Raw genomic sequence first — 13,682 nt, forward strand, 5'->3', positions numbered from 1 at the left:
TAATCCCAGTCACCTTACACGAACTCCGACGCCCACAAGCATCCGGCCGCAAGGCGCGTGTCACCGTGACTACGCCTGCCCCCGACGGATGATTGCCCCCGGAAACCCGCCGCCCGCCAGCCCGGCCGGGTCCGGGGCCTCCAGACAGCCCCCGTCCGCCACTCCCTGTCCTTAGGGGTCCACCCGGGGTCGCGAAAGACGATGCGGCCATGAACTTGCCGGGCGGGGAGGAAGCGGGGAAAACGAGAGTGTCGCATGGACAAGACTCCTCCCGTCGCCTTCGAGAATGAGCTTGCGCGGGTGGTGGCCACCCAGCGGCGGCGCGTCCTGGGTGCCGGGGCGGCGGTGCGGCTGGTGGGCACGGCCGTGTTCTTCGCCGTCAGCCTGGGGCTGTGGCTGACGGGCGCCCGGGACTGGGCGCACTACCCGCCCCTGCTGCTCTGCTACGGCGGCGTGGTGGCGCTGCTGTTCGCGCTGCGCTTCAGGCCGGTGACGAAGCAGCTGGGCATCGTGCAGTCGCTGGTGGACGTGGGGCTGGTGTTCGGGCTCCAGCAGCTGGCCCTGCCCATGTCGCCCTTCCCGGCGGGCGTGGCGGGCTTCAGCCTGGGGCTGTTCGCGCTGGTGGTGGCGCTCTCCGGCCTGGAGCTGATGCCCTGGCTCGTCTACGGCGCGGCGGGCCTGGCGTCGCTGGCCCAGGCCGTCCTCATGCACCAGGCGGGCGTGGGGCCGGGGGCCATGGTCGTGGCCGCGGTGACGCTGGTGCTGGTGGCGGCGGTGAGCCACTACGGCACCGGGCGGCTGCGGCAGCTGGCCATGGACCTGTCGCACGCGGAGGTGTCCCGGCAGCTGGAGGCCCGCCGCACCACCGAGGTGGAGGACGCCCACCGCACCATCGAGCGCATGCTGTCCGAGGCCCACGCGCGCAACGCCCAGCTGGAGGCGCTCCAGGCCCACCAGGAGCAGCTGATGCAGTTCCTGGTGCACGACCTGCGCTCACCCTTGTCCGCCGTGACGCTGTCGCTGTCGTGGATGGAGCAGGAGCTGCCCATCGGCACGCCGCTGGTGGAGTCCGTGCGCACGGGCCTGGCCGTCACCGCGCGCCTGGACCGGATGATCTCCGACCTCCTGGACGTGCCCCGGCTGGAGCAGGGCCGGCTGTCGCCGCGCAAGCAGCCCTTCCCCGTGGCGCCGCTCCTGGACGAGGTGCGCCGGTCGCTGGATGGCGCGGCCCGGCTGCGGAAGATCAAGCTGGAGCTGTCCTCGCCGCCGGGCCTCCAACTCGTCGGAGACCAGGGCCTGCTCATCCGCGTGGTGGAGAACCTGGCCACCAACGCGCTCCGCTACGCGCCGTCGGGCGGGCGGGTGCGCCTGGAGGCGGGCGAGGCGGAGGGCCTGCAGTGGCTGGCGGTGCGCAACGACGGCATCGCCATCCCGCCGGAGGCGCGCGAGTCCCTCTTCGACAAGTACGTGCAGGGCAGCCGCGAGAAGGAGGGCCGCCGGGGCTACGGCCTGGGGCTGTACTTCTCCCGGCTGGCGGCGGAAGCCCACGGCGGGAAGCTGACGGTGGAGGACGCGGAGGGCTGGGCCACGTCCTTCGTGCTGCGCCTGCCCCGCGCGCAGGCGGCCTCGCAGCCGTCCCCGGACGCGACGGCCGTCCAGCAGCGCTTCTAGGAGGCCTGCAGCTTCGCGCGGGCGAAGAGCTTCGTGGCCTGCGTGCGGGCGTTGGCCAGCACCGCGTTCGCGTCCAGCGTCGTCAATTCGCCCTCGCGCAGCACCAGCTTGCCGTCGATGAGCACGTGCGACACGTCCGTGGAGCGCGCCGAGTACACCAGCGGCCCCGTCACGTCCTCCGGCAGCGGGCAGAAGTGGAAGCCGCGCGTGTCCACCACCGTGAGGTCCGCGCGCTTGCCCACTTCCACGGAGCCCACCTCGTCCTCCAGGCCCAGGGCGCGCGCGCCGTGCAGCGTGGCCATCTCCAGGACGTGCATGGGCGTCATCGCCACCGGGCCCACGCGCGGGTTGTGCAGCACGGACGCGAGCCGCATCTCGTGGAACAAATCCAACGTGTTGTTGCACGGGGCGCCGTCCGCCCCCAGCGCCACGGGGATGCCGTCCTGGAGCAGCTCCGGGATGCGCGCGTAGCCCGACGCGAGCTTCAGGTTGGAGCCCGGGCAGTGGCACACCACGGTGCCGGAGTCGCGCAAGAGCTGCTGCTCCGTGCCCTCCACCCAGACGCAGTGGGCCAGCGTGACGTGGTTCCCGGTGAGCCCCAGCCCGTGGAAGAAGGCGATGTTGTCCTGCCCCGTCACCTGGCGGACCACCTGCGTCTCCTTCGGGTTCTCGCTGGCGTGCGAGTGGATCCGCACGCCCTTCTCCCGCGACAGCCGGCCCACCTCCCGCAGCAGCTCCGGCGTGCAGGACAGGGCGAAGCGCGGCGCGAACGCGTAGCGCAGGCGGTTGTCGTGGGTGCCGTGCCAGCGCTCCATCAGCGCCAGACTCTCCGACAGCGAGTCCGCCGTCGTCTCGCGCAGGCCCTGGGGCACCTCCGCGCCAGAGTCCATCATCGCCTTGCCACCGACGAGCCGGTAGCCGCAGTCGCGCGCGGACTCGAAGACGGCGTCGTAGTGGTGCACGGTGCCCATGTCGAGCGCCGCCGTGGAGCCGGAGCGGATGAGCTCCGCGAAGGTGAGGTCCGCGCTGGCGCGCAGGGACGCCGCGTCGTGCGCGGCCTCCATGGGCCAGATGCGCTCACGCAGCCAGTCCAGCAGCTCGCGCTTGTCCGCGTGGCCGCGGAACAGCGTCTGGCAGGCGTGCAGGTGGCCGTGGATGAGGCCGGGCATCACCACCTGCCCGGCGAGGTCCAGGACGCGGCGGGCGCCCTTCACCTTCAGGCCCCGGCCCACCTTGGCGATGCGCCCGTCCTGCACGAGCACGTCCGCGCGCGGCAGTACCTCGCGGTCGCGGTTCATGGTGACGACGGTGGCGCCAGTGAGAAGCAAGTCCACGTGGGGAAGGTCCTAGAGGAAGGAACGGGTGAAGGCGTGCGGCAGCAGCTCGCTGAGCGGGTAGCGCGCCTCCTGCCCGTTGAGGGTGCGGCTTCGCACCGGAAGGTCAGGCCCGGCGAACTCCGCCATCACCTGGCGGCACATGCCGCACGGGGGACAGGGCTCCGGGGTGTCCACGACGACGGCCACGGCCACCGGCTTCTCGCGGCCCTGCGCCACGCCCGCGACGAACGCGTTGCGCTCCGCGCAGACGGTGAGGCCGTAGGTGGCGTTCTCCACGTTGCAGCCGGCCACGATGGAGCCGTCCGCGTACAGCACGGCGGCCCCCACGGGGAACTTCGAGTACGGCACGTGCGCGCGCTGACGCACCCGCAGGGCCTCCTCGAACAGCCGCTCCCAGGGAATCTCCTCCGCCATGCCGCCCTCCTTCACGTCGGACGCCGTCCACCGGCGCCCGTCCATCCGACGGACGCCCTAGCGGGCACCCCGGGGTTCGTCCTTGCCCTGATCGTCCAGGTGCCGGGCGATGGCGAGCTCCAGCTCCACCGGCAGCTCCACGAAGCGAACGCGCACCACCGGGCCCGGCGCGCTGGCCTTGGGGGGTAGCACCTCGCCGCGCACCTGCACCTCTTCCAGGGACGGAGGCAGCGCGAAGCGCACCTCCACGACCTGCCCCGGGTCCAGGGCCTCTCCCACCCATCCCACGCCGCCCAGGGACAGGTCCCCGGCACGGTCCAGGAAGCCTTCCGTCCCCTCCCGCCGGACCTTCAGACGCATGGGGACGCGGGGCGAGTCGCGCCGGTCCTCCCCCGTCCTGGTGTCCTGGTTCTCGTTCTGCTCGGACATCGCCGTCGTCTCCCTGCCGCTGCCGCTCTCGTATCCGACCCGGGTCGCGTTCCACCACCGCCCCGGATCCAGGCTGGCGGGCATCATACGCGGGCCGGTTGAATCCGTTGCCCCTGAAAATGCATCCAACGGCGCCCTTCAGGCCCCCGTGGCGCAGAACTGCTCGTAATCGATGAGCTCCACCTTCGCTCCCGGCGCGCACACCGGACACTCCGGGTCCCGGCGCAGCTTGAGCTCCTGGAAGCGCGTGCCCAGCGCGTCGAAGGTGAGCAGCCGCCCCACCAGGGACTCCCCCACCCCGAGCAGCAGCTTGAGAGCCTCCGTCGCCTGGAGCATCCCGATGACCCCGGGCAGCACGCCCAGCACCCCGGCCTCCGCGCACGACGGCGCCAGCTCCGGCGGGGGCGGCGCGGGGTAGAGGCACCGGTAGCAGGGCCCCTGGCCGGGCAGGAAGGTCGTCACCTGTCCCTCGAAGCGGAACACGGAGCCGTGGATGTTGGGCTTGCCCATCAGCACGCACGCGTCGTTGAGCAGGTAGCGCGTGGGGAAGTTGTCCCCGCCGTCCAGCACCAGGTCGAAGTCCGCGAGGATGCGCTCCACGTTGGCGGTGGTCAGCCGCTCCTGGAAGGGCACCACCTTCACGTCCGGGTTGAGCGCCTCCAGGGCGGCCTTCGCGCTCTGGACCTTGGGCTGGCCCCGGCGCTCCAGCGTGTGCATCACCTGCCGCTGGAGGTTGCTCAGGTCCACCACGTCCGCGTCCACCACGCCCAGCGTGCCCACGCCCGCCGCGGCCAGGTACAGCGCCGCGGGAGAGCCCAGCCCGCCCGCGCCCAGCAGCAGCACCTTGGACTTGAGCAGCCGCGCCTGTCCCTCCTCCCCCACCTCCGGGAGGATGAGATGGCGGCGGTAGCGCTCCTTCTGTTCGGCGGAGAGGACGACGGGCTTCTCCACCGGGAGGGCCGCGTCGCTCCAGCGGTTGTAGCCGCCCGCGAGCGACGACACGCGCGTGTAGCCCATCTCCCGCAGCGTGCGGGCCGCGAGCGCGGACCGGGTGCCGCCCGCGCAGTAGAGGACGACCTCGTCCTCGCGGTCCGCCTTCTCCTCGATGCGCAGCTCCAGGTAGCCCCGGGGGATGTGCACCGCGCCGGGGAGCCGGCCGCCCGCGTACTCGTCCGCCTCGCGCACGTCGACGAGCTTCACCTTCGCGCCCGAGTCCAGGAGCTGGCGGACGTGCTCGTGGGAGACCTCGCGGATCTCCTTCTTCACCTCCGACAGCAGCTCGCGGAACGTGGGGGCCATGGCGATTGCCTAACTACTCCAGCCGCTCCAGCACCAGCGGGCGGGCCGCGGGGGCCCGGTCGCCAAACTGGTAGGCCGCGAGCAGCCGCGCCTTCACGTCCTCCACGGGCTTCGCGTCGTTGTAGTGCACCTGCACCACGGGCTCGCCCTGCTTCACCGCGTCGCCCACCTTCTTGAGCAGCGTGAAGCCCACGGCCGGGTCGATCTTGCTGTCCACGCGCTGCCGCCCCGCGCCCAGCGCCACCGCCGCCAGCCCCACGCCCTCCGTGTGGATGCCGGTGACGAAGCCGTCGCGCGGCGCCACCACGTCCGTCGTGGCCTTCGCGGTGGGCAGGAGCGAGTAGTCGTCGATGGAGCGCGGGTCGCCGCCCTGCGACTGGACGATCTCCTTGAGCTTCTTGATGGCGCTGCCGTCCTCCACGGAGCGGCGCAGCATCCCGCGCGCCTCCTCCACGGTGGCGGCCTTCCTGCCCAGCACCAGCATCTCCGCCGTCAGCGCGTAGGTGATTTCGGTGTAGTCGTCGGGCGCGTCGCCGCGGAGCATGTCCACGGCCTCGCGGACCTCCAGGGCGTTGCCCACCTGGCGGCCCAGGGGCTGATCCATGTCCGTGAGCAGGGCCACGACCTTGCGGTTCATCTCCGCGCCCAGGCCAATCATGGTGCGGGCCAGCACGCGCGCGTCGTCCGCCGTCTTCATGAAGGCGCCGCTGCCCACCTTCACGTCGAGCACCAGCGCGTCGATGCCCTCCGCCAGCTTCTTGCTCATGATGGACGACGCGATGAGCGGGATGCAGTCCACCGTCGCCGTCACGTCCCGCAGCGCGTAGAGCTTCTTGTCCGCGGGGGCCACCTGGGCCGTCTGGCCGATGAGGCAGCACCCCACCTCGCGCACCAGCCGGCGGTAGTCCGCGGTGGACAGGTTCACGTTGAAGCCGGGGATGGACTCCAGCTTGTCCAGGGTGCCGCCGGTGTGGCCCAGGCCGCGGCCGGAGATCATGGGCACGGGCACGCCGCAGGCCGCCGCCAGGGGCGCCAGGCTCAGGGACACCTTGTCGCCCACGCCGCCGGTGGAGTGCTTGTCCACCTTGATGGCCGGCGTGTCGGAGAGGTCCAGGACCTCACCCGAGTGGAGCATGGCGCGGGCCCACGCCCCCAGCTCCCGCGAGTCCAGCCCCTTGAAGAAGATGGCCATGCACATGGCGGCCATCTGGTAGTCGGCCACGGTGCCGGCGGTGTACGCCTGGATGAACGCCTGGATGTCCGACGGGTCCAGCCTGCCGCCGTCGCGCTTGGCCTTGATGAGCTCGTAGGGTTGCACGGGGGCAGGCCATAGCAGGAAGTCCCCACCCGATGCACCCCCTCGCGGGCAGGGAAAGCCCCGGCGGCATCTGGTAGATAGCGGGGCCCATGATGCTCCGCCGACTCCACGTGCTCGCCCTGGCCGCGCTCCTGTGCGCCTGTTCCAAGAAGTCCGAGGACGCCCCCAAGGCGCCCTCGCAGGCCTCCACCGCCACGAAGCCCCCCGAGGGAAAGCCCGTGGTCGTGGGGCTCGTCATCGACGTGGGCGGCCGGGGTGACCACTCGTTCAACGACGCGGCCCTGCGCGGCCTGGAGCTGTGGGCCGCCAACAAGAAGTACGAGAGCGGCAGGTACGTGGACGCTCCCGCTGGCGAAGTGCGTCAGTCCATCTCCTCCGACCTCGCGGCGCTCGCACCGGAAGTGAAGCCGCTGCCGGTGCAGCCCCTGGTGCTCCAGAGCAAGGCGCAGGAGGACTACGCCCCCAACCTCCAGCTGCTGGTGGAGCAGGGCGCGAAGCTGACCATCGGCAACGGGTACCTGCTGGCCAACGCGGTGCGCGACGTGGCCACGGAGAACCCGGAGGCGAAGTTCCTGCTCATCGACAGCCAGCTGCTGGACGCGCAGGGCAAGCCCAAGTCGCTGCCCAACGTGCGCACGGTGCTCTTCAAGGAGCAGGAGGGCAGCTTCCTCGTGGGCGCGCTGGCGGGGCTCGTGACGAAGACGAACAAGGTGGGCTTCGTGGGCGGCATCGAAGTGCCCCTCATCAAGCGCTTCGACGTGGGCTACCGCGCGGGCGTGCGCACCACGAACCCGAAGGCGGCGGACGCGCTGATGGCCGTGTACACGGGCAGCTTCAACAGCGTGTCCGCGGGCAAGGAAGTGGCGCAGGACCTCATCGCCAAGGGCGCGGACGTCATCTTCCACGCGGCGGGCACGGACGGCCTGGGCGTCATCCAGGCGGTGAAGGAGGCGCGGGCGGCGGGCAAGACGGTGTTCGCCATCGGCGTGGACTCGGATCAGTCGCACCTGGCGCCGGACGCCATCCTCACGTCCATGGTGAAGCACAGCGACCTGGCCGTGTACCAGGCGGCGAAGGACCTGGTGGACGGCAAGCTGACGGCGGGCGAGCAGGTGCTGGGCCTCAAGGAGAACGGCGTGGGCATGGCGGACGTGCGCGTGGAGTTCCCGGGCAAGGCGGAGGCGCTCCAGAAGGTGGAGGCGCTGCGGCAGCAGATCCTCGCCGGGAAGCTCACGGTGCCGGGCACGCAGGCGGAGCTGTCCTCCTTCCAGGTCGCGCAGCCCTGATCTCCCTCCAGCACATCGCGAAGCGCTTCGGTTCGTGCGTGTCCCTGGAGGACGCGTCGCTGGACATCCGGCCGGGGGAGCTGCTCGCCGTGGTGGGCGAGAACGGCGCGGGCAAGTCCAGCCTGATGAACGTGCTCTACGGGCTCTACCATCCGGACGCGGGAGCGTTCCTGATGGAGGGCAAGCCGGTGCGCTTCAAGAGCCCGCGCGACGCCATCGCCAGGGGCATCGGCATGGTGCACCAGCACTTCATGTTGGTGCCCACGCTGACCGTGGCGGAGAACGTGGTGCTGGGCCGCGAGCCCACGAAGCACGGCCTGCTGGACCTGGACCGCGCCTGTGACGAGGTGGCCGCCACCGCGAAGCGCTTCGGCTTCCAGTTGGATCCGCGGGCCCGGGTGGACACGCTCACGGTGGGCTCGCAGCAGAAGGTCGAAATCGTCAAGGCGCTGCACCGGGGCGCGCAGGTGCTCATCCTGGACGAGCCCACCGCCGTGCTCACGCCGCAGGAGTCCGACGAACTGTCGCAGGTGATGCGCGGGCTGGTGGCGCAGGGCCGCACGGTGGTGCTCATCAGCCACAAGCTCAAGGAGGTGCTGGGCGTGGCGGACCGCGTGGCGGTGATGCGCAGGGGCCGCACCGTGGCGGAGGTGCGCCCCAGCGAGACCTCCGTCTCCGCGCTCGCCTCGCTGATGGTGGGCGAGGGCTCGAGGAGTGCCGCGGTGACTGGCGTGCCCGTGACGGCTGTCGCGACCACCGGCCTGTCGGGCACCGGCACCACTGGTGCGACGACGTCGCTGCCCCTCGCGCCCGTTGAACCTGACGCGCTCACGGCGGCGACGGGCCCGGTCGTGCTCGAAGCGAAGGACCTGCGGGCCACCGGCGAGAACGGCCGCCCCGCGCTCCGGGGCGTGAGCCTCACCGTGCGTGCGGGCGAAATCGTCGGCATCGCCGGGGTGGACGGCAACGGCCAGCGCGAACTGGCGGAGGTCCTCACGGGCCTGCGCAAGCTGGACGGCGGTGAAGGAACGCTGCTGGGCGGTCCCCTCGCGGGGCTCACCCCGGCGCTGGCGAAGGCGCGCGGCGTGGGCCACGTCCCCGAGGACCGCCTGGCGCGCGCCGTGGTGAAGGCGATGACGGTGGAGGAGAACGTGGCCCTGGGACGGCACCGGCAGCCGCCGTTCGCGCGCGGGCCCTGGGTGGACTTCAAGGGCCGCCGCGACCGCACGAACCAGCTGCTGACCACCTACGACGTGCGCCCGCCCGACCCGACGGTGGCGCTCCAGGCGCTGTCCGGCGGCAACCAGCAGAAGGTCGTGGTGGCGCGCGAGCTGGACGCGGATCCGAAGCTGCTCGTCGTCGTGCAGCCCACGCGCGGGCTGGACATTGGCGCGGTGGCGCAGGTGCATGCGCGGCTGCGCGAGGCGAAGGCACGGGGTGCGGGAGTGGTGATGGTGTCGCTGGACCTGGAGGAAGTGCTGGCCCTGTCCGACCGCGTCTACGTCCTCTACGAAGGCCGCGTGACGGGGCACTTCCCGCGCGAGCACCTGGACGAGCGCGAGCTGGGCCGCCGCATGCTGGGCGCGGAGGCAAGCCATGGGTGAGCGGACGCGGCAGGTGCTGCCGTCGGTGCTCTCCGTGCTGCTGGCGCTCGCGGTGTGCTGGCTGACCATCGCCCTCACGCGCGACGCGGACACCGCCACGCGCGCCTACCTCCAGATGCTCTGGGGCGGCGTGGGCAACTGGCCCGCGTTCCTGGACGGAGGCAGCAGCACCGCCGTGCTGCGCCCCCTGGGCGAGGCCGCGATGAAGGCCGCGCTGCTCACCCTCACCGGCCTGTCCGTCGCGGTGGCCTTCAAGGTGGGCCTCTTCAACATCGGCGCGCAGGGACAGATGATCTGGGGCGCGCTGGCCGCGGCGCTCGTGGGCGCGCACGTGTCGCTGCCGGGCGTGCTCCACGTCCCGCTGGCCCTCCTGGCCGCGGCGGTCGCGGGCGCGGCGTGGGCGAGCATCGCGGGCGTGCTGAAGCTCAAGCGCGGCGTGCACGAGGTCATCTCCACCATCATGCTCAACTGGGTGGCGGTGAGCCTCGTGGACAACTGGCTCGTCATCGGCCCGCTGCGCGCCGTGGCGGAGGGCGCGTCGTCCATCACCGGCACCGCCGAAATCCTCCCCACCGCGCAGCTGCCCCGGCTGCTGGGCGACAGCTCGCGCCTGAACCTGGGCTTCCCGCTGGCACTCGCCGCCGCGCTGGGCGTCTGGGTGTGGCTGTCCCGCACGCGCTCCGGCTACGAGACGCGCGCCGTGGGCCTCACGCCAGAGGCGGCCCGGGCCGCGGGCGTCCCCACGCTGTGGCGCGCGGGCGGGGCCATGGCGCTCGCGGGGGCCCTCGCGGGCCTGGCCGGCGCGGTGCTGGTGCTGGGCACGGAGGGCCGCTACCCGGGCTCGCTGGGTGCGCCCTACGGCTTCGACGGCATCGCCATCGCGCTCATCGGCAACAACCACCCGCTGGGCGCGGCGCTGGCCGCGGCCGTCTTCGGCGTCCTGCGCGCGGGCGGCACGCGCATGCAGCTGCTCGGCGTGCACAAGAGCTTCCCGGAGCTCATCCAGGGCTTCGCGCTGCTCTTCGTCGCCGGCCGCATGGTGTGGCTCGCCCTGCTGGACCGGCGCCAGAAGCGCGCCCAGGCCCAGGGGCAGTCCCAGGCCCCGCAGGCGGGAGTCGAGGTGCCCCGTGCTTGAGGTGCTCCACTCGCTCCTCTTCTCCACCCTGGACGCGGCCCCCGCGCTGGTGTTCGCCGCGCTGGGCGCCATGCTCTCCGAGCGCGCCGGCGTGGTGAGCGTGGGCGTGGAGGGCATGATGCGCACCGGCGCCTTCTGCGCGGCCGTGGCGGCGCTCGTGATGCCCACGCCGCTCGCGGTGCTGGTGGGCATGGGCGCGGGCGCGGGCATCGCCGCGGTGCACGGCTTCCTGAGCATCCGCTGGCGCTCGGATCAGGTCGTCTCCGGCATGGCCCTCAACCTGGTGGCCATGGCGGGAGGCACCTTCCTCCTGGAGTCGCTCTACGGCCCCAACGGCACGCCCGCCATCACCCAGCTGTCCCGCTGGAACCTCCCGGGCCTGTCCCACGTCCCGCTCCTGGGCGCGCTGTCCGGCCACGCGGCGCCCACGTACCTGGCGCTCACCCTGCCCTTCCTCTTCCACCTGCTCCTGTCGCGCACGCCGCTGGGCCTGCGCCTGCGCGCCGTGGGTGACAAGCCGCACGCGGTGGCCACGCTGGGCCTGTCCGTGCCCGCCCTGCGCTGGGGCGCGGTGCTGGGCGGCGGGCTGATGGCGGGCCTGGGCGGCGCGGTGCTGTCCACCGCCGTCCTGGACCGCTTCGAACAGCACACCCCCGCGGGCCTGGGCTTCATGGCCCTGGCCGCCATGGTCTTCGGCCGCTGGACCCCGCTGGGGGCCTTCGCCGCCGCGCTCTTCTTCGCCTTCGGCAACGCGCTGCGGATCGGCCTGGCCTCGAGCGCTCCCTGGCTCCTCGACCTGGTTCCCCAGGGCTTCCTGCTCGCCCTGCCCTACCTGTTGACCCTCCTCGTCCTGGCGCTCCAGGGGCAGCGCGGCCACGCCCCCGCCGCGCTCGGCACCCCCTACGAGCAGGAATCCCGCTGACCATTTTGAGAGGGACCGGGTACTCCAGGACCCGGGTCTGAATCTACTTTTGGTCAGGTCCGACCCGCGAAATCTGAAGCGGCCACCTGTCCTGATGCGTCTGGTCATTCCCGGGCGATCCGCCAACCCCCTGACCTTATTGGACCGTGTTTTTCAGTATTTCCAGTGTGGGCTGATCTGCCGTTGGGTGGACGTCCGGCATGGCGCTGGCAAGGGAGTACGCCCATGTCGGATTGCGTACCGGACAGCGAGCAGGCGCAGCAGGTGGCCCTGTTCGGTTCTGGGACGCGGTCCCCCGGGTTCGGGACAGCGCCTCCGGGCGTTGGCGGACCCGGTTTCCAGGCTGGGGTGGCGTGAACATGCAGACGACGGGAACAGGCTCGACGTCACCCCAGCGCCCTCGCGTGATCGCGATCGACATGGAGTCCGGCGGGGTGGAGCGGGTGCGCTCCATCCTCACGCCGGCCGGCTATGACGTGATGCCCGCGAGCGGGACGACGGCCGCGCTGGAGGCGGTGTCCCGCCACTCCGCGGACCTGGTGCTGCTGGACGTGGACCGCGCCCGCACGGTGGGCCTGGCCGCGTACCGCCGCCTTCGCGAGGAGCTGGCCCCGCCGCAGTTCCCCATCCTCATGCTCACGCCTTCCGCGGACCGCCAGACGCGCCGCGAGGTGATGGAGGCAGGTGTGGACGACTTGCTGACGACCGAACCCCTGGACCCGCTGGAGCTGAAGGTGCGCGTCCACACCCTGCTGGAGCTCAAGGCGCACCGCGAGCAGGGCGGCGTCCGGGAAGTGCTCCAGGACCCGCGCACGCGCTGGGTGCGCATGGAGCGCCTGGCGCGCGTGGGCACGCTCGCCGCGGACCTGGCGACGCAGATGGACCAGCTGGGCGTGGGCCTGCAGCGGGCGCTGGAGCACGTGCGCGCCCGCGCGGGCCTGGGGCTGCCGCCGGACTCGGAGGAGTTGCTCAAGCTGGGCGTGGCCGGGGAGCAGATGCGCCTGCACGGCCAGCACCTGCTGTCGCTGGGTCCTACCTCCCCCAAGGACATCCAGCGCTTCGACCTGCGGGAGGTGGTGCCGGAGGTGGTGTCCCGCCTGCGCGCTTCCGGCCGCCTGGGCCGCGCGGACGTGCGCGCGGTGCTGCCGGAGGACCCCATCGCGGTGGTGTTCAACCGCCGTCAGCTGGAGCAGGTGCTGACGGAGCTGGTCTGCAACGCGGTGGACGCCGTCGAGGACGTGAAGGACCGGCCGCGCGTGGTGCACGTGGGCGTGGAGATGCCGGACATGTTCGGTGACTTCGGTCCGCAGCTCTTCGTGAAGGACACCGGCATCGGCATCTTCGAGGACGAGCTGCAGGCCATCTTCTCGCCGTACTACACGACCAAGACCCCGGAGAAGAGCGTGGGCCTGGGCCTCACGGTGGCGCGCACCCTGGTGGAGAGCATGGGCGGCAAGCTGACCGTGAAGAGCCGCGTCAACCTGGGCAGCACCTTCACGGTGGAGCTGCCCGAGCAGACGTCGTCCTGGTAGCCGCGCCAGGCCACCACACGGGCGGGGAACGCAGTCCCCGCCCGCGTGACGCCGGCTAGAAGCGGTAGGCCACGCCCGCCAGCGCTTCCATCGTGAAGTAGCTGTCGTCGAAGCGCGGCACGATGGAGGGCCCCAGCCGCAGGTTGAAGTTCACGTTGAGGTTGTTGCTGACGAAGTACTCCAGGCCGCCTCCGAAGAGGATGGGGATGACCGGCCCGATGCCCTCGCCGATGTAGACGTTGAACGGCACGTCGATGCCGGCGTTGATCATCAGCGCGCTGCCCACGGGGATGCCCACCACGAACGCCACCGGCAGCGCCATGCCGAAGAGCGTGTTGCCCCGGGGGAAGTAGACGAACGGCCCCGGCTGGAAGGTGATGGCGAAGGCCACCTTGTCCGTCTGCGCAATCATCACGCGCAGCCAGCCCTGGAGCTTGAGGCCCGCGTCGGACGCGTCCACCAGGCCCTCACGGCCCCAGTTGAAGCTGAACTTGCCGCCAATATCCACGGTGTCGGAGCCGCCGTGCAGCAGGCCCAGCGTCAGGCCCGGGAAGCCGATCTGCGCGCTGAACATGTTGCGGCCCGAGCCGACGGTCTCCGCCGCCAGCAGGGACCAGCCCTGCCCGCGAGCCATCGCGGTACCGGGGACGGCCAGGAGCACGGCCAGGAGGAAACCAGGAATGAAGCGCTTCACGCGGTTCCTTTCTGCGAAGGGCCGCGACAGGGGACGCGACC

The 13,682-nt window shown here is 71.8% G+C and carries 12 protein-coding genes and 1 pseudogene; 7 read left to right on the forward strand and 6 right to left on the reverse strand.

The window, feature by feature from the left end; translation table 11 throughout:
- Positions 1 to 255 precede the first annotated feature (255 nt).
- On the forward strand, positions 256 to 1,671 hold the full coding sequence (locus AABA78_RS05840) for a sensor histidine kinase (protein WP_338261990.1): 1,416 nt from the start codon (positions 256 to 258) through the stop codon (positions 1,669 to 1,671).
- Here AABA78_RS05840 and AABA78_RS05845 read toward each other — a convergent pair.
- Genes AABA78_RS05845 through AABA78_RS05865 form a run of 5 tightly spaced genes read right to left on the reverse strand, consistent with a single transcriptional unit; the run spans position 1,668 to position 6,468 of the window.
- Positions 1,668 to 3,005 carry a 5'-deoxyadenosine deaminase gene (locus tag AABA78_RS05845; protein ID WP_338261991.1) on the reverse strand — a complete coding sequence of 446 codons (1,338 nt, stop codon included), beginning with the start codon at positions 3,003 to 3,005 and terminating at the stop codon, positions 1,668 to 1,670. The two genes, AABA78_RS05840 and AABA78_RS05845, sit on opposite strands and share 4 nt — an antisense overlap.
- Positions 3,006 to 3,017: 12 nt before the next feature.
- On the reverse strand, positions 3,018 to 3,422 hold the full coding sequence (locus AABA78_RS05850) for a cytidine deaminase (protein WP_120528060.1): 405 nt from the start codon (positions 3,420 to 3,422) through the stop codon (positions 3,018 to 3,020).
- Positions 3,423 to 3,479: 57 nt separating this feature from the next.
- Complete coding sequence (locus AABA78_RS05855; protein ID WP_338261992.1) at positions 3,480 to 3,938, reverse strand: PilZ domain-containing protein; 459 nt, start codon at positions 3,936 to 3,938, stop codon at positions 3,480 to 3,482.
- Between the two features lie 51 nt (positions 3,939 to 3,989).
- The gene (moeB, locus tag AABA78_RS05860; RefSeq protein ID WP_338261993.1) at positions 3,990 to 5,150 is read right to left on the reverse strand and encodes a molybdopterin-synthase adenylyltransferase MoeB; all 1,161 of its coding nucleotides are present in this window, start codon (positions 5,148 to 5,150) and stop codon (positions 3,990 to 3,992) included.
- Positions 5,151 to 5,163: 13 nt separating this feature from the next.
- Positions 5,164 to 6,468, reverse strand: coding sequence for a thymidine phosphorylase (locus AABA78_RS05865; protein ID WP_338261994.1), 1,305 nt, complete (start codon positions 6,466 to 6,468; stop codon positions 5,164 to 5,166).
- Positions 6,469 to 6,560: 92 nt separating this feature from the next.
- Here AABA78_RS05865 and AABA78_RS05870 point away from each other — a divergent pair, with 92 nt between their 5' ends.
- From AABA78_RS05870 to AABA78_RS05890, 6 genes and pseudogenes are all read left to right on the forward strand, one after another.
- Complete coding sequence (locus AABA78_RS05870; RefSeq protein WP_338262378.1) at positions 6,561 to 7,754, forward strand: BMP family lipoprotein; 1,194 nt, start codon at positions 6,561 to 6,563, stop codon at positions 7,752 to 7,754.
- A 56-nt stretch (positions 7,755 to 7,810) separates the two neighbouring features.
- Positions 7,811 to 8,236: pseudogene (locus tag AABA78_RS39265) on the forward strand (ATP-binding cassette domain-containing protein); the annotation flags it as partial.
- Positions 8,222 to 9,358 (forward strand): ABC transporter ATP-binding protein, encoded by a 1,137-nt coding sequence (locus AABA78_RS05875; protein WP_440588503.1) that lies wholly within the window; start codon positions 8,222 to 8,224, stop codon positions 9,356 to 9,358. The pseudogene AABA78_RS39265 and the gene AABA78_RS05875, both read left to right, overlap by 15 nt.
- Positions 9,351 to 10,493, forward strand: coding sequence for an ABC transporter permease (locus tag AABA78_RS05880; RefSeq protein WP_338261996.1), 1,143 nt, complete (start codon positions 9,351 to 9,353; stop codon positions 10,491 to 10,493). Before AABA78_RS05875 ends, AABA78_RS05880 begins: the two co-directional genes overlap by 8 nt.
- Positions 10,486 to 11,415 (forward strand): ABC transporter permease, encoded by a 930-nt coding sequence (locus AABA78_RS05885; RefSeq protein WP_338261997.1) that lies wholly within the window; start codon positions 10,486 to 10,488, stop codon positions 11,413 to 11,415. The genes AABA78_RS05880 and AABA78_RS05885 overlap by 8 nt, the downstream gene beginning before the upstream one ends.
- 404 nt (positions 11,416 to 11,819) lie before the next feature.
- A complete protein-coding gene (locus AABA78_RS05890) occupies positions 11,820 to 12,947 on the forward strand; it encodes a sensor histidine kinase (RefSeq protein WP_338261998.1) in 1,128 nt (375 codons plus the stop codon).
- A 55-nt stretch (positions 12,948 to 13,002) separates the two neighbouring features.
- Here the strand turns inward: AABA78_RS05890 and AABA78_RS05895 are convergent, their stop codons facing one another.
- Positions 13,003 to 13,641, reverse strand: a complete 639-nt coding sequence (locus AABA78_RS05895; RefSeq protein ID WP_338261999.1) for a hypothetical protein — start codon at positions 13,639 to 13,641, stop codon at positions 13,003 to 13,005.
- Between the last annotated feature and the right edge of the window lie 41 nt (positions 13,642 to 13,682).

Source organism: Corallococcus caeni (assembly GCF_036245865.1).
GTDB classification, from domain to species: Bacteria; Myxococcota; Myxococcia; order Myxococcales; family Myxococcaceae; genus Corallococcus; species Corallococcus caeni.